A 16,935-nucleotide genomic window follows, 5' to 3' on the forward strand; every position below is an offset into this window, starting at 1 on the left:
GGTCCTCTACGTTACCGCCGAGGAGTCGGTCCGGCAGGTGAAGCTGCGTGGCGAGCGGCTCGGGGTGAGTGCCGAGCAGTTGTACCTGCTGGCCGAGACTGCCTTGGAAGCGATTCTCGAGCGGGTGAAGGAGCTCAAGCCCGCCTTTCTGGTGGTTGACTCCATCCAGACCATCTTCACCGCCGCTCTCGAGGCGGCCCCCGGCTCGGTGAGCCAGGTGCGCGAATGCGCCGGCCGGTTGATGCAACTGGCCAAGGGGGAGGGGGTTCCCACCTTCATCGTCGGCCATGTCACCAAGGACGGCGCCATCGCCGGGCCGCGCATGCTCGAACACATGGTCGACACCGTCCTCTACTTCGAGGGGGACCCCGGCCACCCTTACCGCATCCTGCGGGCGGTCAAGAACCGCTTCGGCTCGACCAACGAGATCGGCGTCTTCGAGATGAAGGAGACGGGGCTGGCCGAGGTGGCCAACCCCTCCGAGCTGTTCCTCGCCGAACGCCCGGAAGGGGCGGCCGGCAGCGCCGTCGTCCCGTCCCTGGAGGGGAGCCGGCCGATCCTGGTCGAGCTGCAGGCGCTGGTCTCCGGGGCGTCCTTCGGCACGCCGCGGCGAACCACCATGGGGATCGACCACGGCCGGGTGTCGCTGCTGGTGGCGGTGCTGGAGAAGAAAGTGGGGCTCTCGCTGCTCTCTCAGGACATTTTTCTCAATGTCGCCGGCGGCGTGCGCCTCAATGAGCCGGCCGTCGACCTCGGAGTGCTGGCGGCCCTGGCCTCCAGCCATCTGAACAAACCGATCCCGCCGCGCACCATCCTGTTCGGCGAGGTCGGGCTCGCTGGCGAGGTGCGGGCTGTCTCCCGCCCCGAACTGCGGGTCAAGGAGGCGGCGAGGCTCGGCTTCGACCGCTGTTTTCTGCCGGCCGGCAACCTGAAAAGCCTAGATGCGCCGGCAGAGATGGAGTTGGTCGGTGTGCGCAGCGCCGCCGAGGCACTGGAAGGCGTGTTTGAGTAAAGCCTGATGGGACCCAATGGGACATATTTGACCCATAGATCCCCTGAGTTCGATTGGTCTCACACAGATTCTCGCTCTGGAGAAAGTCGATGAATGAAGACAAACTGACCCATTTCGATAAAGACGGCAAGGCGATCATGGTCGAAGTCGGGGAGAAGTCCCCCACCCGTCGGGTGGCAGTGGCCCGCGGCGAAGTGCGCATGGCGGAAGCGACGCTGCAACGCATTCTCGACCGCAACGTGGAGAAAGGTGACGTCTTCGCTGTCGCCCGCATCGCCGGTATCATGGCGGCCAAAAAGACGCCCGAACTCATCCCGCTTTGTCACCCGCTGCTGCTGACCTCGGTCGTCGTCGATTTCACCCCTTTTCCCGCGGAAGGGAGGGTCGAGATCGAGGCGACGGTCAAACTGACCGGCACCACCGGAGTGGAGATGGAGGCACTTACCGCGGTGTCGGCGGCAGCCTTGACCATCTATGACATGTGCAAGGCGGTCGACCGGGAGATGGTTATCGGCGATATCCGCCTGATGGAAAAACACGGTGGCAAGAGCGGCTCATTCGTCCGCCACCACTGATCACGGCAACTCGGAACGGCCCGCTGCTCGGGTGAGCACCTGTGCCCGGGCCGCCTGACCGGACGAAAGGAATAGTGTGAGCACCAAACAGATATATTACATCCGCCGGTCCTTTCTCTTCCCGCTGGGGTTGCTGCTGGTGCTGACCGGGGCGCTGTTCGTGGTCTGCCTGTTCCGGGGAGAACCGACGGCCAAACTGCTCATCCTCGGTCTTTTCATGCTGCCAATCACCGTCCTCTTCGTTGAGAGCGCCTTTCGTCGGACGCTGTTGACCGGCGACGGTGTAATCGCCGTTAAACTGCTGCGGAAGAAAGAATTGAAGTATGCCGAAATGACCGCCGTGGAAACGGTAAGTGTGCGCAAACGGGTTTTTCTGACCCTCTGCGCCGGCGATGATTTCCTGATCATCTCCAATGCCTATGCAAACTTCCCCCGCCTGGTCCAGTCGTTGCTGGCCAGGGTGCCGGCAACGGCAATCAGCGAGGAAACCAGGCAGATGGCGGCCGCCCCGCCGGTGAAGAGCACCGATGTCATCTCCTGCTGGCTGGCGGTGGCCCTGTTGGCATTCATTCTCTACATCCAGTTGGGAGGACTTTCGTAAGCAGGGATTCCCCTTTGCCGATGCCCATTTTAGTTGACTTGAAACCCAGATTCATTTAACTTTACCTAATTCATTCAATATAGAGGGGTACCGCATGGAGCAGGCAAAACGCGATGAATTTCGGCAGATTCTCCAGGGCCAACTGGATGAGCTGTTGCGCGAGGCCGGCAAGACTGTCTCCGAGATGACAGACGAGAAGGCCAATTTCCCCGATCCGACGGACCGCGCGTCTCTGGAGTCGGACCGCAACTTCGAGTTGCGAATCCGGGACCGGGAGCGCAAGCTCATCATGAAAATCCGCGAGGCGCTGGAGCGCATCGAGGATGGGACATTCGGTGTCTGTGAGCATTGCGAGGAGGAGATCGGCGAAGCCAGGCTCAAGGCACGGCCGGTCACCACGCTCTGCATCGAGTGCAAGACCGAGCAGGAACGACAGGAGAAGATCGGCTGAACCAGCTGCCGCTCCGTCTCGTTGACTTCCGGAGCCGCGCATGAGGGGACATGGAGGGCGATCACTACGAAGTCCTTTCCGAAACAACCCGTATCGCCGGCGAATTCGCCGCCGACCCGCCCCGCAGCATCAAGGAAGTCCTTCGCTTCCTGGCCGGGGCGTTGTCGTTTGACGAGATTTCCCTTTCTTTTTTTGATTCCCGCCTGAAAATCGTCACCCGGACTATCAGCAGCGCAGGACCCGAACTTTTTCTCCCCGCCACAGGCCACCAGGTCGCCGCTCTCCCCGCTGGAGCCGCACGGAAACTGTGGGGGGACGAGTTGGCCGGCGGCGAACTGCGCCTTCCTGTAGGCGCCGACCGCCACCCGTGTGGCATTCTCATCCTGCGGCCTGCCTCTCCTGCTCCCCTTTCCGAAGAGACCCGGCGATTGCTCCGGACGGTCTGCCATCAACTGGCCTCCCTCGCCCAGGCTGTCCTTGGCTCCGACAACGAACGGCGACAGATGCAGCGGCTCTCCCTCCTGTCCGAACTGGGACAGGCACTGAACCGGGCCGGTACCGTGCGGTCCGTGCTGCAGGCCGCCATCCGCACCCTCCGCCGGCACACTGACGTTGCCTGCATCATTCTGCGCCCCCTGCTTGGCGGAACAGTTCTGGGACGCAGCCAGGTGTGGACAACGCCGGCATGGAAGCCTTTGCGCGTTACCTTTCTCGAGTTGGAGGAAGAGCAATCCCGACGGGCACTGGCCGGCAAAACGCTGCTCTTTCATCAGGGGATTGGTCGCAGATCCGCTGAACTGTCCCCTCTTCCCCAGGCCATGGTTACCGCTCCCCTTCTATTTCAAAACCGCCCCATGGGGAGCCTGACAGTGTTCGGCGACCATCGGCAAGAAGCTCTTTCCTTTCGCGCCGATCGTGAATCGAAGCGGTTCTTCGTGGCTATCGGTTGCCAGATCGGGCATGCCCTGGAGCGAGTCACCGCTCTGGAACGACTGGGGGAGCTTTCTGCTGAAAACGACCGCAAACTGCGCGAAGCCACGCTCCTCTTTCACATCGCGCGCGCCATGCACAGCACATTGCGTCTCAATGAACTGATGCATCTCATCCTGTCGGCAGCGACGGTGTCTGGCGGCGGGGGTTTTGAGCGTGCCATCCTGTTCATGCTCAACGAACGCAGCGGCATTTTCCAGGGGATGCTCTGCGTCACCCGCGAGACGGCCTCCCTTGTGCTTCCCTCCGAAGCGGGGACCCTGGCCTGGGAGCGGCCGGTGGTGAACACACAGGCGCAGGAAGTGCAGCGCCAGCACCCCTCCTGCCGTCAGGTCATGCAGTTGCGGCTTCCACTTAAGGAAGACAATGCCCTGGCTCGCGCCATCACCAGAAGGCGGGTCGTGTTCGTCTCACGCCCCGACAGCGAACCGCCAGCGGCGGCGGCCTTTGCACAAAGCCAGAAGCTGGCCCCCTACGCCTGCGCGCCGCTGTATGGACGTGACCGCCCGCTGGGAGTGCTGGTGGTGGACAATCCGGAGAGCCGGGAAGAAATCTCGCCCGATCGCCTCCGCTTCCTTGAGCTCTTTGCCAATCTGGCCGGTGCGGCAATGGAGAATTCGATGCTCCTGAACCGGCTCGAAACCGCCCACCAGGACCTGCGCGAAACCCAGGAGCGCTTGATCCAGGGGGAGAAGATGGCGGTTCTTGGTGAGATGGCGGCCTCCGTCACCCATGAATTGCGCAATCCGTTGGTCGCCATCGGCGGCTTCGCCCAACGCCTCAACCGGGTCGCCGCCGGCGCTCGCGAGAAGGAATATGCGACGATCATCGCCCGCGAGGTGCAGCGCATGGAAGCGATGCTCTCCAACATCCTTGACTTCGCCAAGAAGGAGATGCTCTGCTTTGCCGAATGCCCTGTGCCGCAGGTGATCGAGGAAGCCCTGGCATTGGAGTACGATGCCCTGCTGCGCGGATCGGTGCGACTGGTGACCGAAATCGCCGAATCGTTGCCGACGATCCAGGGGGACGAGCAGAAGCTGCGGCAAGTGATGATCAACCTCATTGCCAACGCCCGGCAGGCGATGTCTGCAGGGGGAGTGTTGACCGTGCGGGCCTACCGCACGATTCTGCGCGGCGACGAAGCCGTAACCGTGGAGGTGGAGGATACCGGTGGCGGCATCCCCGCCGACATCCTGCGCAACATTTTCAACCCGTTCTTCACCACCAAGGAGGGAGGAACGGGGCTGGGGCTCCCCATCTCGCACCGGATCGTCGAGCAGCACCGGGGTCGGATCGAGGTAAAAAATCGCGTCAGGGGGGCAGTGTTCATCCTGCGCCTTCCGGTCCGTGGCAGCGACGCACCTTTCCGTTGACAAATCAGGGCGGGTTGGGTAAGGTATCGCAGTTTTTCGACGGGGCTGTAGCTCAGCTGGGAGAGCGATGCGTTCGCAACGCATAGGTCGTCGGTTCGATCCCGATCAGCTCCACCAATAAAGACAAAGGGGTCAGGCAGAGATGCTTGGCCCTTTTAATTATTCCACCATCAGCTGCCTCCTTTCTTTTCCTGCCACACAACTCACCTTGAAATCAATTCAAATCAAGCAATGCCCGGAACTGCGAAAACTCGCCGCCGACAAGCCTCCGTTCAGCCTCATTGCCAGCCTGCAGGGGCACCGCCGCACGAGCATTTCCTTGCTGCGCTATGTAGCTGGCACGATTGACGAATTATTTTGTGCAAGTGCGTTCATCCGTGGTAATTTCGGCACAGACATTTTCCTGTAGGCCGCCCGGCCGATATCGGTTTGGTCATGAACCCTGTAGCCGACAACACAGTGAAAGGCGGTCGTCTTCTCCCGCCCGGCGGGTGGAGCGCCTTTCCGTTATGCGGGGCGGCCCTGGTGGGCTTCTATCTCCTCAGCCGTGCCAATTACCTGCTCTTCCACGCCATCGTGGAACTCTTCTCGATTGTCGTCGCCTGCGGCGTTTTCATGATCGTCTGGAACTCCCGCCGGTTCCAGGATAACGGTTTTTTTCTCTGCCTCGGCATCGGCTCCCTCTTCGTGGCAGGGGTCGATTTTCTTCACACCCTGGCCTACAAAAACATGGGAGTCTTTCCGGGCAAGGGTGCAAACCTGGCAACCCAGCTCTGGATCGTCGCCCGCTACCTGGAGGCCGGTTCCCTGCTGCTCGCTCCCACCTTCCTGAGCCGCAGGCTCCGGCCGACCCCCCTCTTCGGAGGCTATCTGGCTGTGAGCCTCCTCCTGCTGGCGGCGGTCTTCGGTGGAATCTTTCCGGACTGCTTCCGGGAGGGAACAGGGCTCACTCCCTTCAAGATCGGCAGCGAATATCTGATCTGCTTTTTTCTGGCCGGCTCCCTCGTGGTTCTGCGTCGTTACCGGCAGGCCTTCGACCCCGGCGTTCACAAGCTCCTCTCCCTCTCGGTCGGGGCGTTCATCCTCGCCGAGCTCTCCTTCACCCTCTATACGGACGTCTTCGGCCTCAGCAATATGGCCGGCCATCTGTTCAAGGTCGCCGGCTTCTACCTGATCTACCGGGGAGTGATCGAAACCGGCCTGACCCGCCCTTACGACCTGCTGTTCCGCGAACTGAAGCAGAGCGAGGCATCCCTGAGCCAGCGCTCCGCCGAACTGGAGGCGGCCAACGAGGAACTGGCTTCGGCGATCGAAGAGCAGGAAGTCATCAACGAGGAGTTGATGGCGACGAACGAAAAACTGGCGGTTGTCAACGAGGAACTGGCGGCCGCCAACAGCGACCTGGAAGCCTTCAACTACTCGGTTTCCCACGATCTGCGCGGGCCGTTGACGGCCATCTGCGGCAACGCCCAGGTGGTTCTTGAGCTGTTCCCCGACAGGGCCGACCCGCAGGTTCTGGGCCTGGTCCGCGGCATCCTCGAGCAGGGCTGGCGGATGGACGATCTGATCGGCACCCTGCTGAACCTTGCCCAGCTCAATCGCGTGGCAGTGAAGCGGCAACCGGTCGACCTGAGCGCAATGGCGAAAGGGATTGCCACCGCCCTGGCAGCCCGCGAGCCGAACCGGCAGGCGGCATTCGACATCGCCGCCGGGATGGAGGTCGAAGCCGACCCGGCCCTGTTGCAGGTGGCCCTGGAGAACCTGCTCGGCAACGCCTGGAAGTACACCGGCAAGGCAGCCGAGGCGGCCATCGGGTTCGGCACGGCCGAGGTCGAGGGAGCGCGGGCCTTCTTCGTACGGGACAACGGGACGGGGTTCGACATGACACAGGCCGCCGACCTCTTTACCCCCTTCAAGCGGCTCCACCCCGGAGAGGATTACGAGGGATTCGGCGTCGGACTGGCGACTGTGCAGCGCATCGTCTCCAGGCACGGCGGCCGGGTCTGGGCGGAGAGCGCGCCGGGCCGGGGAGCGACGTTCTATTTCACCCTCTGAGCCTTCGGCAGGACTGACGAGGCAGACCGATCAAGGAGGCAGCATGCAACTCTACCTCATGCAGCACGGCCAGGCGGTGCCGGAAACCGAGCATCCCGAACAGCCGCTGAGCCGGGAGGGGGTGGCGCAGATCCAAACCTCGGCCGCGGTGATGAAGAAGCTGGGAATCGCCCCCGACCTGATCGTCTGCAGCCCGAAGAAGCGCTCGCGGCAGAGCGCTGCCCTGGTCGCCGAGGGGGTGAACTACCCCTACAGCGACATCCTCGAGACCGAGGCGATCAAGCCTGCCGCACCGGCCGACGATACCCTCTCCTTCCTCCGGCAGAACCCGGCTTGCGCCTCGGTATTGATCGTCGGACACCTGCCATCCCTCACCCGCATCGCCTCGCTGCTGCTGGGTGGCGACACCTCGGTGCGGGTGCGCTTCGAGAATGGCGGGCTGTGCCGGCTCGACACGACGGACCTGACGCCGGGAGAGGCGGAACTGGTCTTCCATCTCCCGGCAGTGCTGCTGCAGGTGATGGGGAAGTAGCGACTCTTGTTCCCGATTTGAGCGACGGCAGACAGGGGCGGTTCGCGAACCGCCCCTGCGTCATTCTGTAACCGGCTTGTTCAGGCCGCCTTGCGCCCCGGCCTGCCCTGACGGTCGGCCCGCACCAGCGGCATCCCTTCGCGGTCGAGGACCGCTCTCCAAGCCGGAGCGTCCTCCCGCTCGTGACAATCAGCTCTGGTCAGATGGAGAAAGACTCCCATCCCCATCAACAGAACGCTGGCCCCCGCCATGATCCCCACCGGATAGTAGAGGTTGCCCGCCAGGTCGAGCTGACTGTACTTGATGATCATGATCAGGCTCTCCAGCACCAGGGCGATGCAGACGGTACCGACGAAGCGGGCGATGGTGCGGCGGACGACGGCATAGGTGTTGTGCTCCTCGTCGTGGGTAGCATACTCCTTGCCGATGCCGAGACCGAGTTCGAAGAGGGCAAGGGAGACAATGAGGGTATTGACCGACTGGATGAAGATGTTGACCAATTCCTTGCCGTCGGTCAGCCCGGAATAGAACTGGAAGCCGGCCAGCGCCGTCAGGAAAAGGGCGATGGTCAAAAAAGTCAGAGAGAACATCAGGCCTATGGACGTCTTGAATCGTGCTTTCATGGATGTCACGGTTGCAATCTCCTTTGTTGAACTGCATCGAATGCCGGCCGGCTATTCGGTCCGGGGTGCCCAGACTAGGCCATAGAGGCTCACGTCGGAACCGGATATGTCGCACAAACTGTCGCAACTACGGGCAGCGCCGGAGTGTGCGTCTGCACATTTTCCGCCGGCGTTTGCCTGCTCGCCCTTTCCCCCTCCTCCCATTCCGTCTATAATGAATAACCGATGCACCCCGTGGTGCTATCACCCCTTGCAGCCACGAAAGTTGCCCATGAAAAAGAAGATCATCATCGCCCTGCTGCTGGCGGCCGCCGCCGGCGGCTTTCTCTGGTGGCGGGCCGCGCAGCGGCCGGCCGAGGTGAGGGTGCTGGCCACCGCCGAGGTGCAGCGCGGCACGGTGCGCAAGGTCCTCGAAGAAACCGGCATCGTCAAGGCCCAGGTCGGCGCCATCGTCAAGATCGGCGCCCGCGCCACCGGCACCATCGACCGGATGCTGGTCAAGGTCGGCGACCCGGTTGCCGAGGGTCAGCTCGTCGCCGTCATCGACCGCCGCGAGCTGCGTGCACAGGAGGCGGAAGCCGCCGCCCGTCTCGCCTCGGCGCGGACCGAATTGGACCGGGTGCGCCAGGTTTACCCGTTGCGCATCGCCCAGGCCGAGGCCGAACGGGCCCAGGCCGAGGCCCAGGCCGACTACCTGCGGGGGAGCGCCGCACGGCTGGAGGCTCTCTTCGCCGACCGTTTCGTTTCCCGCGACGAGGCAGAGAACGTTCGCCAGCAGGCCGAGGCACAGACCCGGCAGGTGGCGGCGCGACGGGCCAATCTCGATCGCGAGCGGCGCGAAGCCGTGGAGGAACAGAAGAAGGCCGAACTGGCGGTCCGGCAGGCCGAGGCGGCCCTGGAGTCGATCCGGGTGCGTATCTCCTATACCGACATTCACAGCCCCATCGACGGCGTCGTCAGTCAGGTCACTGCCCAGGAAGGGGAGACTATCGTCGCCGGCCTGCAGGTGGCGAACTTGATCACCGTCCTTGACCCGCAGCGTCTGGAAATGTGGGTCTACGTCGACGAAACCGACGTCGGCCAGGTGCATCAGGGGCAGCAGGTTGAGTTCAAGGTCGACGCCTACCCGGGACGCATTTTCGAGGGCGAGGTGCTGACCATCTACCCCCAGCCGGAAATCCGCGACAACATCGTCTACTACCAGGCGCTGGTCGGCATCAGTCCGGAGCAGGCGACCCTGTTGCGGCCGGAGATGACGACCCAGGTGCAGATTATCGTGGCCGAAAAGGCGGACGTGCTGCTCATTCCCAACAACGCCCTCAAGTGGGTCGACAGCCAACAGGTAGTCTTCGTTCAGGCGCCGGACGGGGCGGTGCGCCAGGTCACGCCGAAGCTCGGGCTGACCGGCGTGACGCACAGCGAGGTGGCCGAGGGTCTGGCCGAGGGGGAGAAGGTGGCGACCCAGGTGGAGCTGCCCGGGGCGCAGGCCGGCAAGGAGAAGGGGAAACCGTGAGCGGCACCAAGGCTCTCATCCGCCTCGAGGGGATGACCAAGACCTACCAGCAGGGAGAGCTGGCGGTGGAGGTCCTCAAGGGGATCGACCTGCAAATCGCCGCCGGCGAGTTCGTCGCCCTGCAGGGCCCCTCCGGCTCGGGCAAGTCGACCCTGATGCACCTGCTCGGCCTGCTCGACCGCCCCAGCGCCGGCCGCTACTGGCTGCAGGGGGAGGATGTGGCCGGGCTCGACGACGACCGGCTCAGCGAGCTGCGCAACCGCCTCATCGGCTTCCTCTTCCAGACTTTCTACCTCGTCCCCTACCTCTCCGCCCTGGAGAACGTGGTCCTGCCCGGCCTCTACAGCCCGGGGTCGGCCCGCCATCTGCGGCACCGGGCCGAGGAACTGCTGGTGCAGGTGGGGCTGGGCGACCGCCTCCACTTCAAGCCGAGCCAGCTCTCCGGCGGCCAGCAGCAGCGCGTCGGCCTGGCCCGCGCCCTGGTCAACGACCCGCAGGTGCTGCTGGCCGACGAGCCGACCGGCCAGCTCGACTCGGCGACCAGCGCCGAAATCATGGAGTTGATCGCCGGCATTCACCGCCAGGGGCGAACCGTGGTCCTGGTCACCCATGACGCGTCGACCGCCGCCTGCGCCGAGCGGAGTATTTTCCTGCATGACGGCCGGGTCGTCCATGCTTGACATCCTGCGCCAGCTCACGCGGGTGTGCGGCATGGCCGGCACCGCGCTCTGGGCCTACCGGCTGCGCAGCGCCTTCGTCGTCGCCGCCATCGCCCTGGGGATCGCCTCCCTGACCGTTATCGTCGCCTCCATCGACGGCGCCGAGCGCAAGGCGCGGCAGATCGTCGAGATGTTCGGTCCCGACGCCGCCTTCGTCCTCGGCGGCGACATCGAGAGTCGGGCCGTCGGGCAGCGCACCCGGACCCTCTCCTATGAGGATGCCCGCCGCATTCGCGCCGAGCTGCCCGGCGTCTACCTGGTGGTGCCGATGCGCTCGCGCAGCAACGTCGCCGTTCGGTTCGGCGACCGCCGGATGGATATGCTGACCGTGGTCGGCTCCACCGCCGGTTATGCCGAGGTCTGGAACTGGCCGCTGGCCGAGGGGCGCGACTTCAGCGAGGAGGACGTCGAGCGGGGGGCGAAGGTCGCCCTGATCGGCGACACGCCGGCCCGGGAGCTCTTCGGCGACGCCTCCCCCCTGGGCTTCACCATTCTGGTCGACAACCTGCCGGTACAGATCATCGGCCGGCTCGCCTATCGCGGGGTGGCCGGCATGGGGCCACCGGTCGACGACCGCATCATCCTCCCCATCACCACGCTGACCCAGCGCTTCAATCTCGACCGCAAGTATTTCCGGGCGCTGCGGGTCAAGTTCACCGATCCGGAAAACATGGACTTTCATGTCGAGAACCTGCGGAGCCTGCTGCGCCGACTGCATAACCTTGCCCCCGGCGACAAGGACGACTTCACCATCCTCACCGCTGACGAGATCCTCAAGTTCCTCTCCATGTTCAAGGGAGGGCTGCTCCTTTTCCTCGGCATTACCGCCGCGGTGGCGATGGTGGTCGGCGGCTTCGTCTTGGCCAATCTCTTCTACCTCAGCGTCAGCGAGCGACGTACCGAGATCGGCCTGAAGAAGGCGCTGGGCGCCAAGAGCCGGGTGATCCTGCAGCAGTTCCTGGCCGAAGCGGTCGGCCTCACCCTGATCGGCGCCCTGTTCGGCATGGCCCTCGGCATGGGGATGGGCCAACTGCTGGAGCGGCTGGAGATCCTGCAGATCCTCTTCTCCTGGAAGGTCTTTGTCTACTCGGTGGCGGCGGCGGTCGCCATCGGCCTCCTCTTCGGCCTCAAGCCGGCCCGCCAGGCCGCCGCCCTGCCGCCGGTGGAAGCGTTGAAGGGGGTGTGACGCCATGCTTTTCAGCCTCAAAATCGTCCTCGCCTCCCTGCGCCTGCACCGGCTGCGCACCATCCTGGCGGTTACCGGCGTGCTCCTCGGCGCCCTGGCCCTGACCGGGGTGCAGCACGTCGGCCGGGCGATGTATGCCAAGGCCGAGATGGAAACGGCCAAGCTCGGCTCCAACCTGTTCATGGCCCGCTCCGGCCAGGTCCGCTTCGGCCGCAGCCCCGGCCAGGGGCGGGTGCGAGGCGAGACCACCAACTTTACCCTGGCCGACGCCCGCGCGCTGATGGATGCTCTCCCCGCGGCCCGGCTCGGCGCCCCCTTCATCAGCGCCACCATGCCGGTGCGTGCGGGCGATACCAAGGTTCCCACCCAGATTGTAGCCAGCTGGCCCGCCTACGCCGAGGTGCGCAACCTGGACGTGGCCGCCGGCCGTTTCCTCTCGGAGGCCGACGAAGCGGAGCGGGAGCGGGTCTGCGTCCTCGGCGACAAGATCGCCCGCCGCCTGTTCGGCCGGCCCGAGGCGGCGGTCGGCCAGCAAGTCTTCCTCTTCCACGCCAGCGTCCGGGTGGTCGGCGTGCTGGCGCCCAAGGGGGCGGACATCGTCGGCACCGACCAGGACGACCAGATCCTTGTCCCCCTCTCCACCTACATGCGGCGCTTCGCCAACCAGGACTGGATCAGCGGGGTCTACATCCAGCTCGCCGACCCGCAGGCCTACTCCGTGGCCAAGGCGGCCGCCGGCGAGATCCTGCGCCGCCGTCATTACCTCGGCCCCGGCGAGAAGGACGACTTCTCCCTGATCACCGCCCACGACACCATGCAGGTTCAGGAGCAGGCCCTCGGGCTGGTGCAGACCCTGGGCTGGATCAGCTCCGGCGTCTCCTTTGCCGTCGGCGGCCTCGGCATCCTCTCGATCATGGTTCTGCTGGTACGCACCCGCCGGCTGGAGATCGGCGTGCGGCGGGCGGTAGGGGCGAGGCGGCGGGACATCATCCGCCAGTTCGTGCTCGAGGCGGGTCTGATGGCGGGGGTCGGCGGGGCGCTCGGCGTTCTGGGCGGGGTCGGGCTGGTGGTGGTGGTCACCGGCTTCGGCCAGATGCCGCTGGTTCTCGACCCGCTGCTGCTCGCGGCCGTGCTCGCCGGCTCGGTCGTTCTCGGCCTTGCCGCCGGCGCCTACCCGGCCTGGCAGGCGGCGCATGTGGAGGTGCTGGAGGTGCTGCGGAACGAGTAGGGCAGGGGTTTGGGGTTCGGAACAGCAGGCGGGCAGAGATCGGGTAGGGGCACGGCATGCCGTGCCCTTACTGTTTTCAGCGTGGGGAAAGGAAAGAGGGATTCAACAGATGCGCGGCAGCTGTTCGCCGGCGAGCATCTCGATGGCGCGTCGGCCGCCGATGGCGGTGCGCAGGAAGACCTTGCCGGAGGAGGCGCCGGTCACCTCGCCGATGATGGCCGCCCCCTGCCCTTCCGGGTGCCTTTGCATGACGGCCAGGGCCGCCCCGGCCGCCTCAGCGGCGACCACGGCGAGGAGCTTCCCCTCGTTGGCGACGAAGAGGGGGTCGAGGCCGAGGATGGCGCAGGCGCCGCCGACCGCGTCGTTAACGGGGATTGCCGCTTCCTCCAGGGTGATGTCGACCTGCGACTGCAGGGCGATCTCCTTGAGGGTGGTGGCGACGCCGCCGCGGGTCGGATCGCGCAGGGCGTGGACGGCGCTGCCCGCTTCCCGCAGCAGGTCGGCGACCAGATGGTTGAGCGGGGCGCTGTCGGAGCGGATGTCCGACTCCAGCGCCAACCCTTCGCGGCTGGCGAGCACCGCCATGCCGTGGTCGCCGACGCTGCCGTTGATGATCACCTTGTCGCCGAGCCGGGCGCCGCTCCCCTTGATGTCGAGTTCGTGGTCGAAGACGCCGATACCCGCGGTGTTGATGAAGACCTTGTCCCCCTTGCCACGCGGCACGACCTTGGTGTCGCCGGTGACGATGGCGACACCCGCCTTCTGCGCGGCAGCCCGCATCGACTCGAGGATGGTCTTCAGGTCGGCGAGCGGCAGCCCCTCCTCGAGGATCAGCCCGACGGAGATCGCCAGCGGCCGGGCGCCGACCATCGCCAGGTCGTTGACCGTGCCGTGGATGGCGAGATCGCCGATGTTGCCGCCGGGGAAGAAGATCGGGTCGACCACGTAGGAATCGGTGGTGAAGGCGAGCCGACCGCCGCCATGGGCGAGAACGGCCGAGTCGTTCTGCTCGCGGGGGCCGAGCCCCGAGAGGGTCGGGACGATCAGCTCGTCGAGGAGCTGGTGGCTGAGCCGGCCGCCGCTGCCGTGGCCCAAGAGGACGATGTCGGATTTCATGTAGACTCCCAAAGCATTTGCACGCGAAGCCGCGAAGAACGCGAAGTTAACCCTTGGGTATGGTCGGATGCGCTGGCACCCCGATCAGTTGCACTGTCTTGATCTTTTTTCGAGTCCTTCGCGGCTTCGCGTGAAACAATGCCGTTAAGTGCCGTATTTGTACTCCGCCGCACAAGTTCCCTCGCTTGACACCATGCAGGCGCCGACCGGGTTTTCCGGAGTGCAGGCGGTGCGGAAGAGGGGGCACTCCTTCGGCGTCACCTTCCCCTTGAGAATCTCGCCGCAGAGGCAGCCGGCGTGCTCCTTCGACTCTTCGACTTTCACCGGCAGCTGCCGGGCGGCGTCGAAGGCGGCGTATGCCGCGCGGATGCCGAGGCCGCTGCCGGGAATGACGCCAATACCGCGCCAGCGGGCGTCGCACGGCTCGAAGACCTCGTAGAGGATCTGCCGCGCCCGGGCGTTCCCTTCCTTTTTGACGATGCGGCTGTACTGGATCTCCACCCGCGCCTCCCCGGCCACGATCTGCCGAGCCAGCATCGCCACCCCCTGCAGCAGGTCGAGGGGCTCGAAGCCGGTGACCACGCAGGGGACCCGGTGGTCGCGGGCGAGGGGTTCGTAGGCTCTAGCGCCGATGATGGCGGAGACGTGGGCCGGGCAGAGGTAGCCCTCGACCTTGAGCTGCGGGTCGTCGGCGAGGATCGCCATCGGGCCGGGGATGGTCTTGTGCGCGGGCAGGACGAAGTAGTTGTTCACCCCCCGCCGCTTCGCCTCGATGATCGAGCCGGCGATGGTCGGGGCGGTCGTCTCGAAGCCGACGCCGAGGAAGACGACGGCCTGCGCCGGGTGCTTCTGCGCGAGGGCAACGGCGTCCAGCGGCGAATAGACGACGCGCACGTCGGCCCCGCGCGCCTTCTCCTGCAGCAGGCTGCTGCTGGAGCCGGGAACGCGGACCATGTCGCCGAAGGTGGCGACGATGGTGCCGGGGCGGCGGGCGAGGGCGACGGCGTGATCGACGTAGTCGACCGGAGTGACGCAGACCGGGCAGCCGGGCCCGGAGATGAGGCGGATGCTTTCGGGGAGCAGCGAGCGGATGCCGTGCTGGTAGATCGCCATGGTGTGGGTGCCGCAGACCTCCATCAGGGTCATGGTCCCGGTAAAGCCGGCCACCGTCTGGTGGATCGATGCGAGCAACTTCTGCGCCACGGCGGGATCGCGGAATTCGGTCGTGTACTTCATTCCGGCACCACCCCCCGGTCGAGCAGTTCGCGGAAGAGCCGCAGCGTCTCTTGCGCGTCCTCCTCGTCGAGCCTCTCGATGGCGAAGCCGGCGTGGATGAGAACGAAGTCCCCCACCCCGACGCCGTCGACCATCATCAGGCTCGCCTCGCGCCTGACCCCGTCAATCTCGCAGACGGCGGTTTCGTCATTGATGCTCACCACCCGCATCGGTACGCCTAAACACATGGGCTAACTCCCAATCTGGTTTCGCCACTCGCTCGCTGCGCTCGCTAGAGACACGGAGACACGGAGGAGACCTGAATCTAGAATCTGATTTTGGTTTAAAACCCTGGACGAGGTTTTGACTTTCTCCGTGTCTCTGTGCCTCTGTGGCAAAAAAATCATTTCGCCTTTTTCGCCTTGACCCCCTCCGCCAGCCAGTCGTACCACGCCTGCATCCCTTCGCCGCTTTGGCAAGAGAGTTCAAGAATGCGCACCTGAGGGTTGACCCGGCGGGCGAAGGCCTTGCACTGTTCGATGTCGAAGCGCAGGTAGGGAAGCAGGTCGATCTTGTTGATCAGCAGCAGGTCGGCGGCCTGGAACATCTGCGGGTACTTGACCGGCTTGTCCTCCCCCTCGGTGACCGAGAGGACGGCCACCTTGTGGTCTTCGCCGAGGTCGAAGGCGGCGGGGCAGACGAGGTTGCCGACGTTCTCGATCAGCAGGACGTCGGTGGCGCCGAGGGCGAAGGCCTCGACCCCGTGGCCGACCATGTGGGCGTCGAGGTGGCAGCCGGCGCCGGTGTTGATCTGCTTGACCGGCACGCCGGTGGCGGCGATGCGGTCGGCGTCGTTGCTGGTCTGCTGATCCCCCTCGAGGACGGCGAAGCGCACCTGATTTTTCAGATCGGCGAGGGTCCGCTCGAGGATCGAGGTCTTGCCCGAGCCGGGCGAGCTGACCAGGTTGAGGACGAACACTCCCCGGGCGGCGAACGCTTCGCGGTTGCGCCGGGCCAGGCGGTCGTTCTTGGCGAGGAGGTCCTCCCCGATGCGGATCGTCCGGTGGCCGTGGTCATGCTCGTGCTGGTGGTCGTGACCGTGCGTCTCGTCGTGATGGTGCGAGTGATCATGGCCGGGTGTGGCACAGCCGCAGTCGATGCACATGCTCAGTCGACCTCCATTTCGATGATTTGGAGCTCCTCCCCCTGCAGTCGCTCCAGGTCGAAACCGCCGCAGGCCGGGCAGGAAAAGGTGTACGGGTCGAGGGGGACTTCCGCATCGCACTGCCGGCACTTCCCCTTGCCGGGGATGCGGTCGATGACGAGCCGCGTCCCCTCCAGCAGGGTCTCCTTCGTGCACGCCTCGAAGCAGAATTCCACCGCCTCGGGGACGACGCCGGAGAGGGCGCCGATCGCCACGGTGACCGAGAGCACCCTGGCCGCCCCCTGCTCACGGGCGGTGCGCTCGGCGATCTCGACGATGCTGCGGGTGATGCCGACCTCGTGCATGCGATCCTTCAGGTTTCGGGGACAGAACTCGACTATACGGCCGTCCGCCGGCAAAATCAAGGACGCGGCCGCGGCAGAGGGGCCTTGGCTGGGCCGCATGGCGTCATATCATCCATTTTCGCCTCACCCCGTCCGGAGCAAAAATTACTTTCGCGCCCCTTTATCTGGCGTGATAATCTTTTCGCATAGTTTAACCGATCTCCAGCCACCCTTCCGGCAGCGAGCAGGAAAGGTCTT

General features: G+C 65.0%; 18 protein-coding genes and 1 tRNA gene. 13 read left to right on the forward strand and 6 right to left on the reverse strand.

Translation table 11 applies throughout. The annotated features are described in order from the left end of the window. From radA to VD811_16190, 9 genes are all read left to right on the forward strand, one after another. A partial coding sequence (gene radA / locus VD811_16150; protein ID HXV22517.1) for a DNA repair protein RadA occupies window positions 1-1,012 on the forward strand: 1,012 nt, incomplete at its 5' end. An 89-nt stretch (window positions 1,013-1,101) separates the two neighbouring features. After that, on the forward strand, window positions 1,102-1,587 hold the full coding sequence (moaC, locus tag VD811_16155; GenBank protein HXV22518.1) for a cyclic pyranopterin monophosphate synthase MoaC: 486 nt from the start codon (window positions 1,102-1,104) through the stop codon (window positions 1,585-1,587). Window positions 1,588-1,663: 76 nt separating this feature from the next. Then, window positions 1,664-2,188: a hypothetical protein gene (locus tag VD811_16160; GenBank protein HXV22519.1), complete on the forward strand. Its 525-nt coding sequence runs from the start codon at window positions 1,664-1,666 to the stop codon at window positions 2,186-2,188. Window positions 2,189-2,282: 94 nt separating this feature from the next. Further along, window positions 2,283-2,639 carry an RNA polymerase-binding protein DksA gene (dksA, locus tag VD811_16165; GenBank protein ID HXV22520.1) on the forward strand — a complete coding sequence of 119 codons (357 nt, stop codon included), beginning with the start codon at window positions 2,283-2,285 and terminating at the stop codon, window positions 2,637-2,639. 50 nt (window positions 2,640-2,689) lie between these two features. Next, window positions 2,690-5,002, forward strand: coding sequence for an ATP-binding protein (locus VD811_16170; GenBank protein HXV22521.1), 2,313 nt, complete (start codon window positions 2,690-2,692; stop codon window positions 5,000-5,002). A gap of 41 nt (window positions 5,003-5,043) precedes the next feature. After that, window positions 5,044-5,119: transfer RNA gene (locus VD811_16175), tRNA-Ala, on the forward strand. A 25-nt stretch (window positions 5,120-5,144) separates the two neighbouring features. Beyond that, complete coding sequence (locus tag VD811_16180; GenBank protein ID HXV22522.1) at window positions 5,145-5,411, forward strand: hypothetical protein; 267 nt, start codon at window positions 5,145-5,147, stop codon at window positions 5,409-5,411. A gap of 116 nt (window positions 5,412-5,527) precedes the next feature. Then, window positions 5,528-7,057: an MASE3 domain-containing protein gene (locus VD811_16185; protein ID HXV22523.1), complete on the forward strand. Its 1,530-nt coding sequence runs from the start codon at window positions 5,528-5,530 to the stop codon at window positions 7,055-7,057. A 43-nt stretch (window positions 7,058-7,100) separates the two neighbouring features. Next, window positions 7,101-7,589: a histidine phosphatase family protein gene (locus tag VD811_16190; protein HXV22524.1), complete on the forward strand. Its 489-nt coding sequence runs from the start codon at window positions 7,101-7,103 to the stop codon at window positions 7,587-7,589. Between the two features lie 80 nt (window positions 7,590-7,669). Here the strand turns inward: VD811_16190 and VD811_16195 are convergent, their stop codons facing one another. Next, a complete protein-coding gene (locus VD811_16195) occupies window positions 7,670-8,221 on the reverse strand; it encodes a hypothetical protein (protein HXV22525.1) in 552 nt (183 codons plus the stop codon). A gap of 262 nt (window positions 8,222-8,483) precedes the next feature. Here VD811_16195 and VD811_16200 point away from each other — a divergent pair, with 262 nt between their 5' ends. Genes VD811_16200 through VD811_16215 form a run of 4 tightly spaced genes read left to right on the forward strand, consistent with a single transcriptional unit; the run spans window position 8,484 to window position 12,858 of the window. Beyond that, window positions 8,484-9,725: an efflux RND transporter periplasmic adaptor subunit gene (locus VD811_16200; protein ID HXV22526.1), complete on the forward strand. Its 1,242-nt coding sequence runs from the start codon at window positions 8,484-8,486 to the stop codon at window positions 9,723-9,725. Then, complete coding sequence (locus VD811_16205; protein ID HXV22527.1) at window positions 9,722-10,405, forward strand: ABC transporter ATP-binding protein; 684 nt, start codon at window positions 9,722-9,724, stop codon at window positions 10,403-10,405. Before VD811_16200 ends, VD811_16205 begins: the two co-directional genes overlap by 4 nt. Continuing rightward, a complete protein-coding gene (locus VD811_16210; GenBank protein HXV22528.1) occupies window positions 10,380-11,630 on the forward strand; it encodes an ABC transporter permease in 1,251 nt (416 codons plus the stop codon). Before VD811_16205 ends, VD811_16210 begins: the two co-directional genes overlap by 26 nt. A 4-nt stretch (window positions 11,631-11,634) precedes the next feature. Continuing rightward, a complete protein-coding gene (locus VD811_16215) occupies window positions 11,635-12,858 on the forward strand; it encodes an ABC transporter permease (protein ID HXV22529.1) in 1,224 nt (407 codons plus the stop codon). Window positions 12,859-12,960: 102 nt separating this feature from the next. On the opposite strand, the gene hypE is transcribed toward VD811_16215, so the two are convergent. From hypE to hypA, 5 genes are all read right to left on the reverse strand, one after another. Beyond that, a complete protein-coding gene (hypE, locus tag VD811_16220) occupies window positions 12,961-13,974 on the reverse strand; it encodes a hydrogenase expression/formation protein HypE (protein HXV22530.1) in 1,014 nt (337 codons plus the stop codon). A 144-nt stretch (window positions 13,975-14,118) separates the two neighbouring features. Then, complete coding sequence (gene hypD / locus VD811_16225; protein ID HXV22531.1) at window positions 14,119-15,210, reverse strand: hydrogenase formation protein HypD; 1,092 nt, start codon at window positions 15,208-15,210, stop codon at window positions 14,119-14,121. Continuing rightward, a complete protein-coding gene (locus VD811_16230; protein ID HXV22532.1) occupies window positions 15,207-15,437 on the reverse strand; it encodes a HypC/HybG/HupF family hydrogenase formation chaperone in 231 nt (76 codons plus the stop codon). Before VD811_16230 ends, hypD begins: the two co-directional genes overlap by 4 nt. Before the next feature lie 155 nt (window positions 15,438-15,592). Next, window positions 15,593-16,354: a hydrogenase nickel incorporation protein HypB gene (gene hypB / locus VD811_16235; GenBank protein HXV22533.1), complete on the reverse strand. Its 762-nt coding sequence runs from the start codon at window positions 16,352-16,354 to the stop codon at window positions 15,593-15,595. Between the two features lie 2 nt (window positions 16,355-16,356). Continuing rightward, window positions 16,357-16,698 carry a hydrogenase maturation nickel metallochaperone HypA gene (hypA, locus tag VD811_16240; protein HXV22534.1) on the reverse strand — a complete coding sequence of 114 codons (342 nt, stop codon included), beginning with the start codon at window positions 16,696-16,698 and terminating at the stop codon, window positions 16,357-16,359. Between the last annotated feature and the right edge of the window lie 237 nt (window positions 16,699-16,935).

This window comes from Desulfuromonadales bacterium (assembly GCA_035620395.1).
Taxonomy (GTDB): Bacteria; Desulfobacterota; Desulfuromonadia; order Desulfuromonadales; family DASPGW01; genus DASPGW01.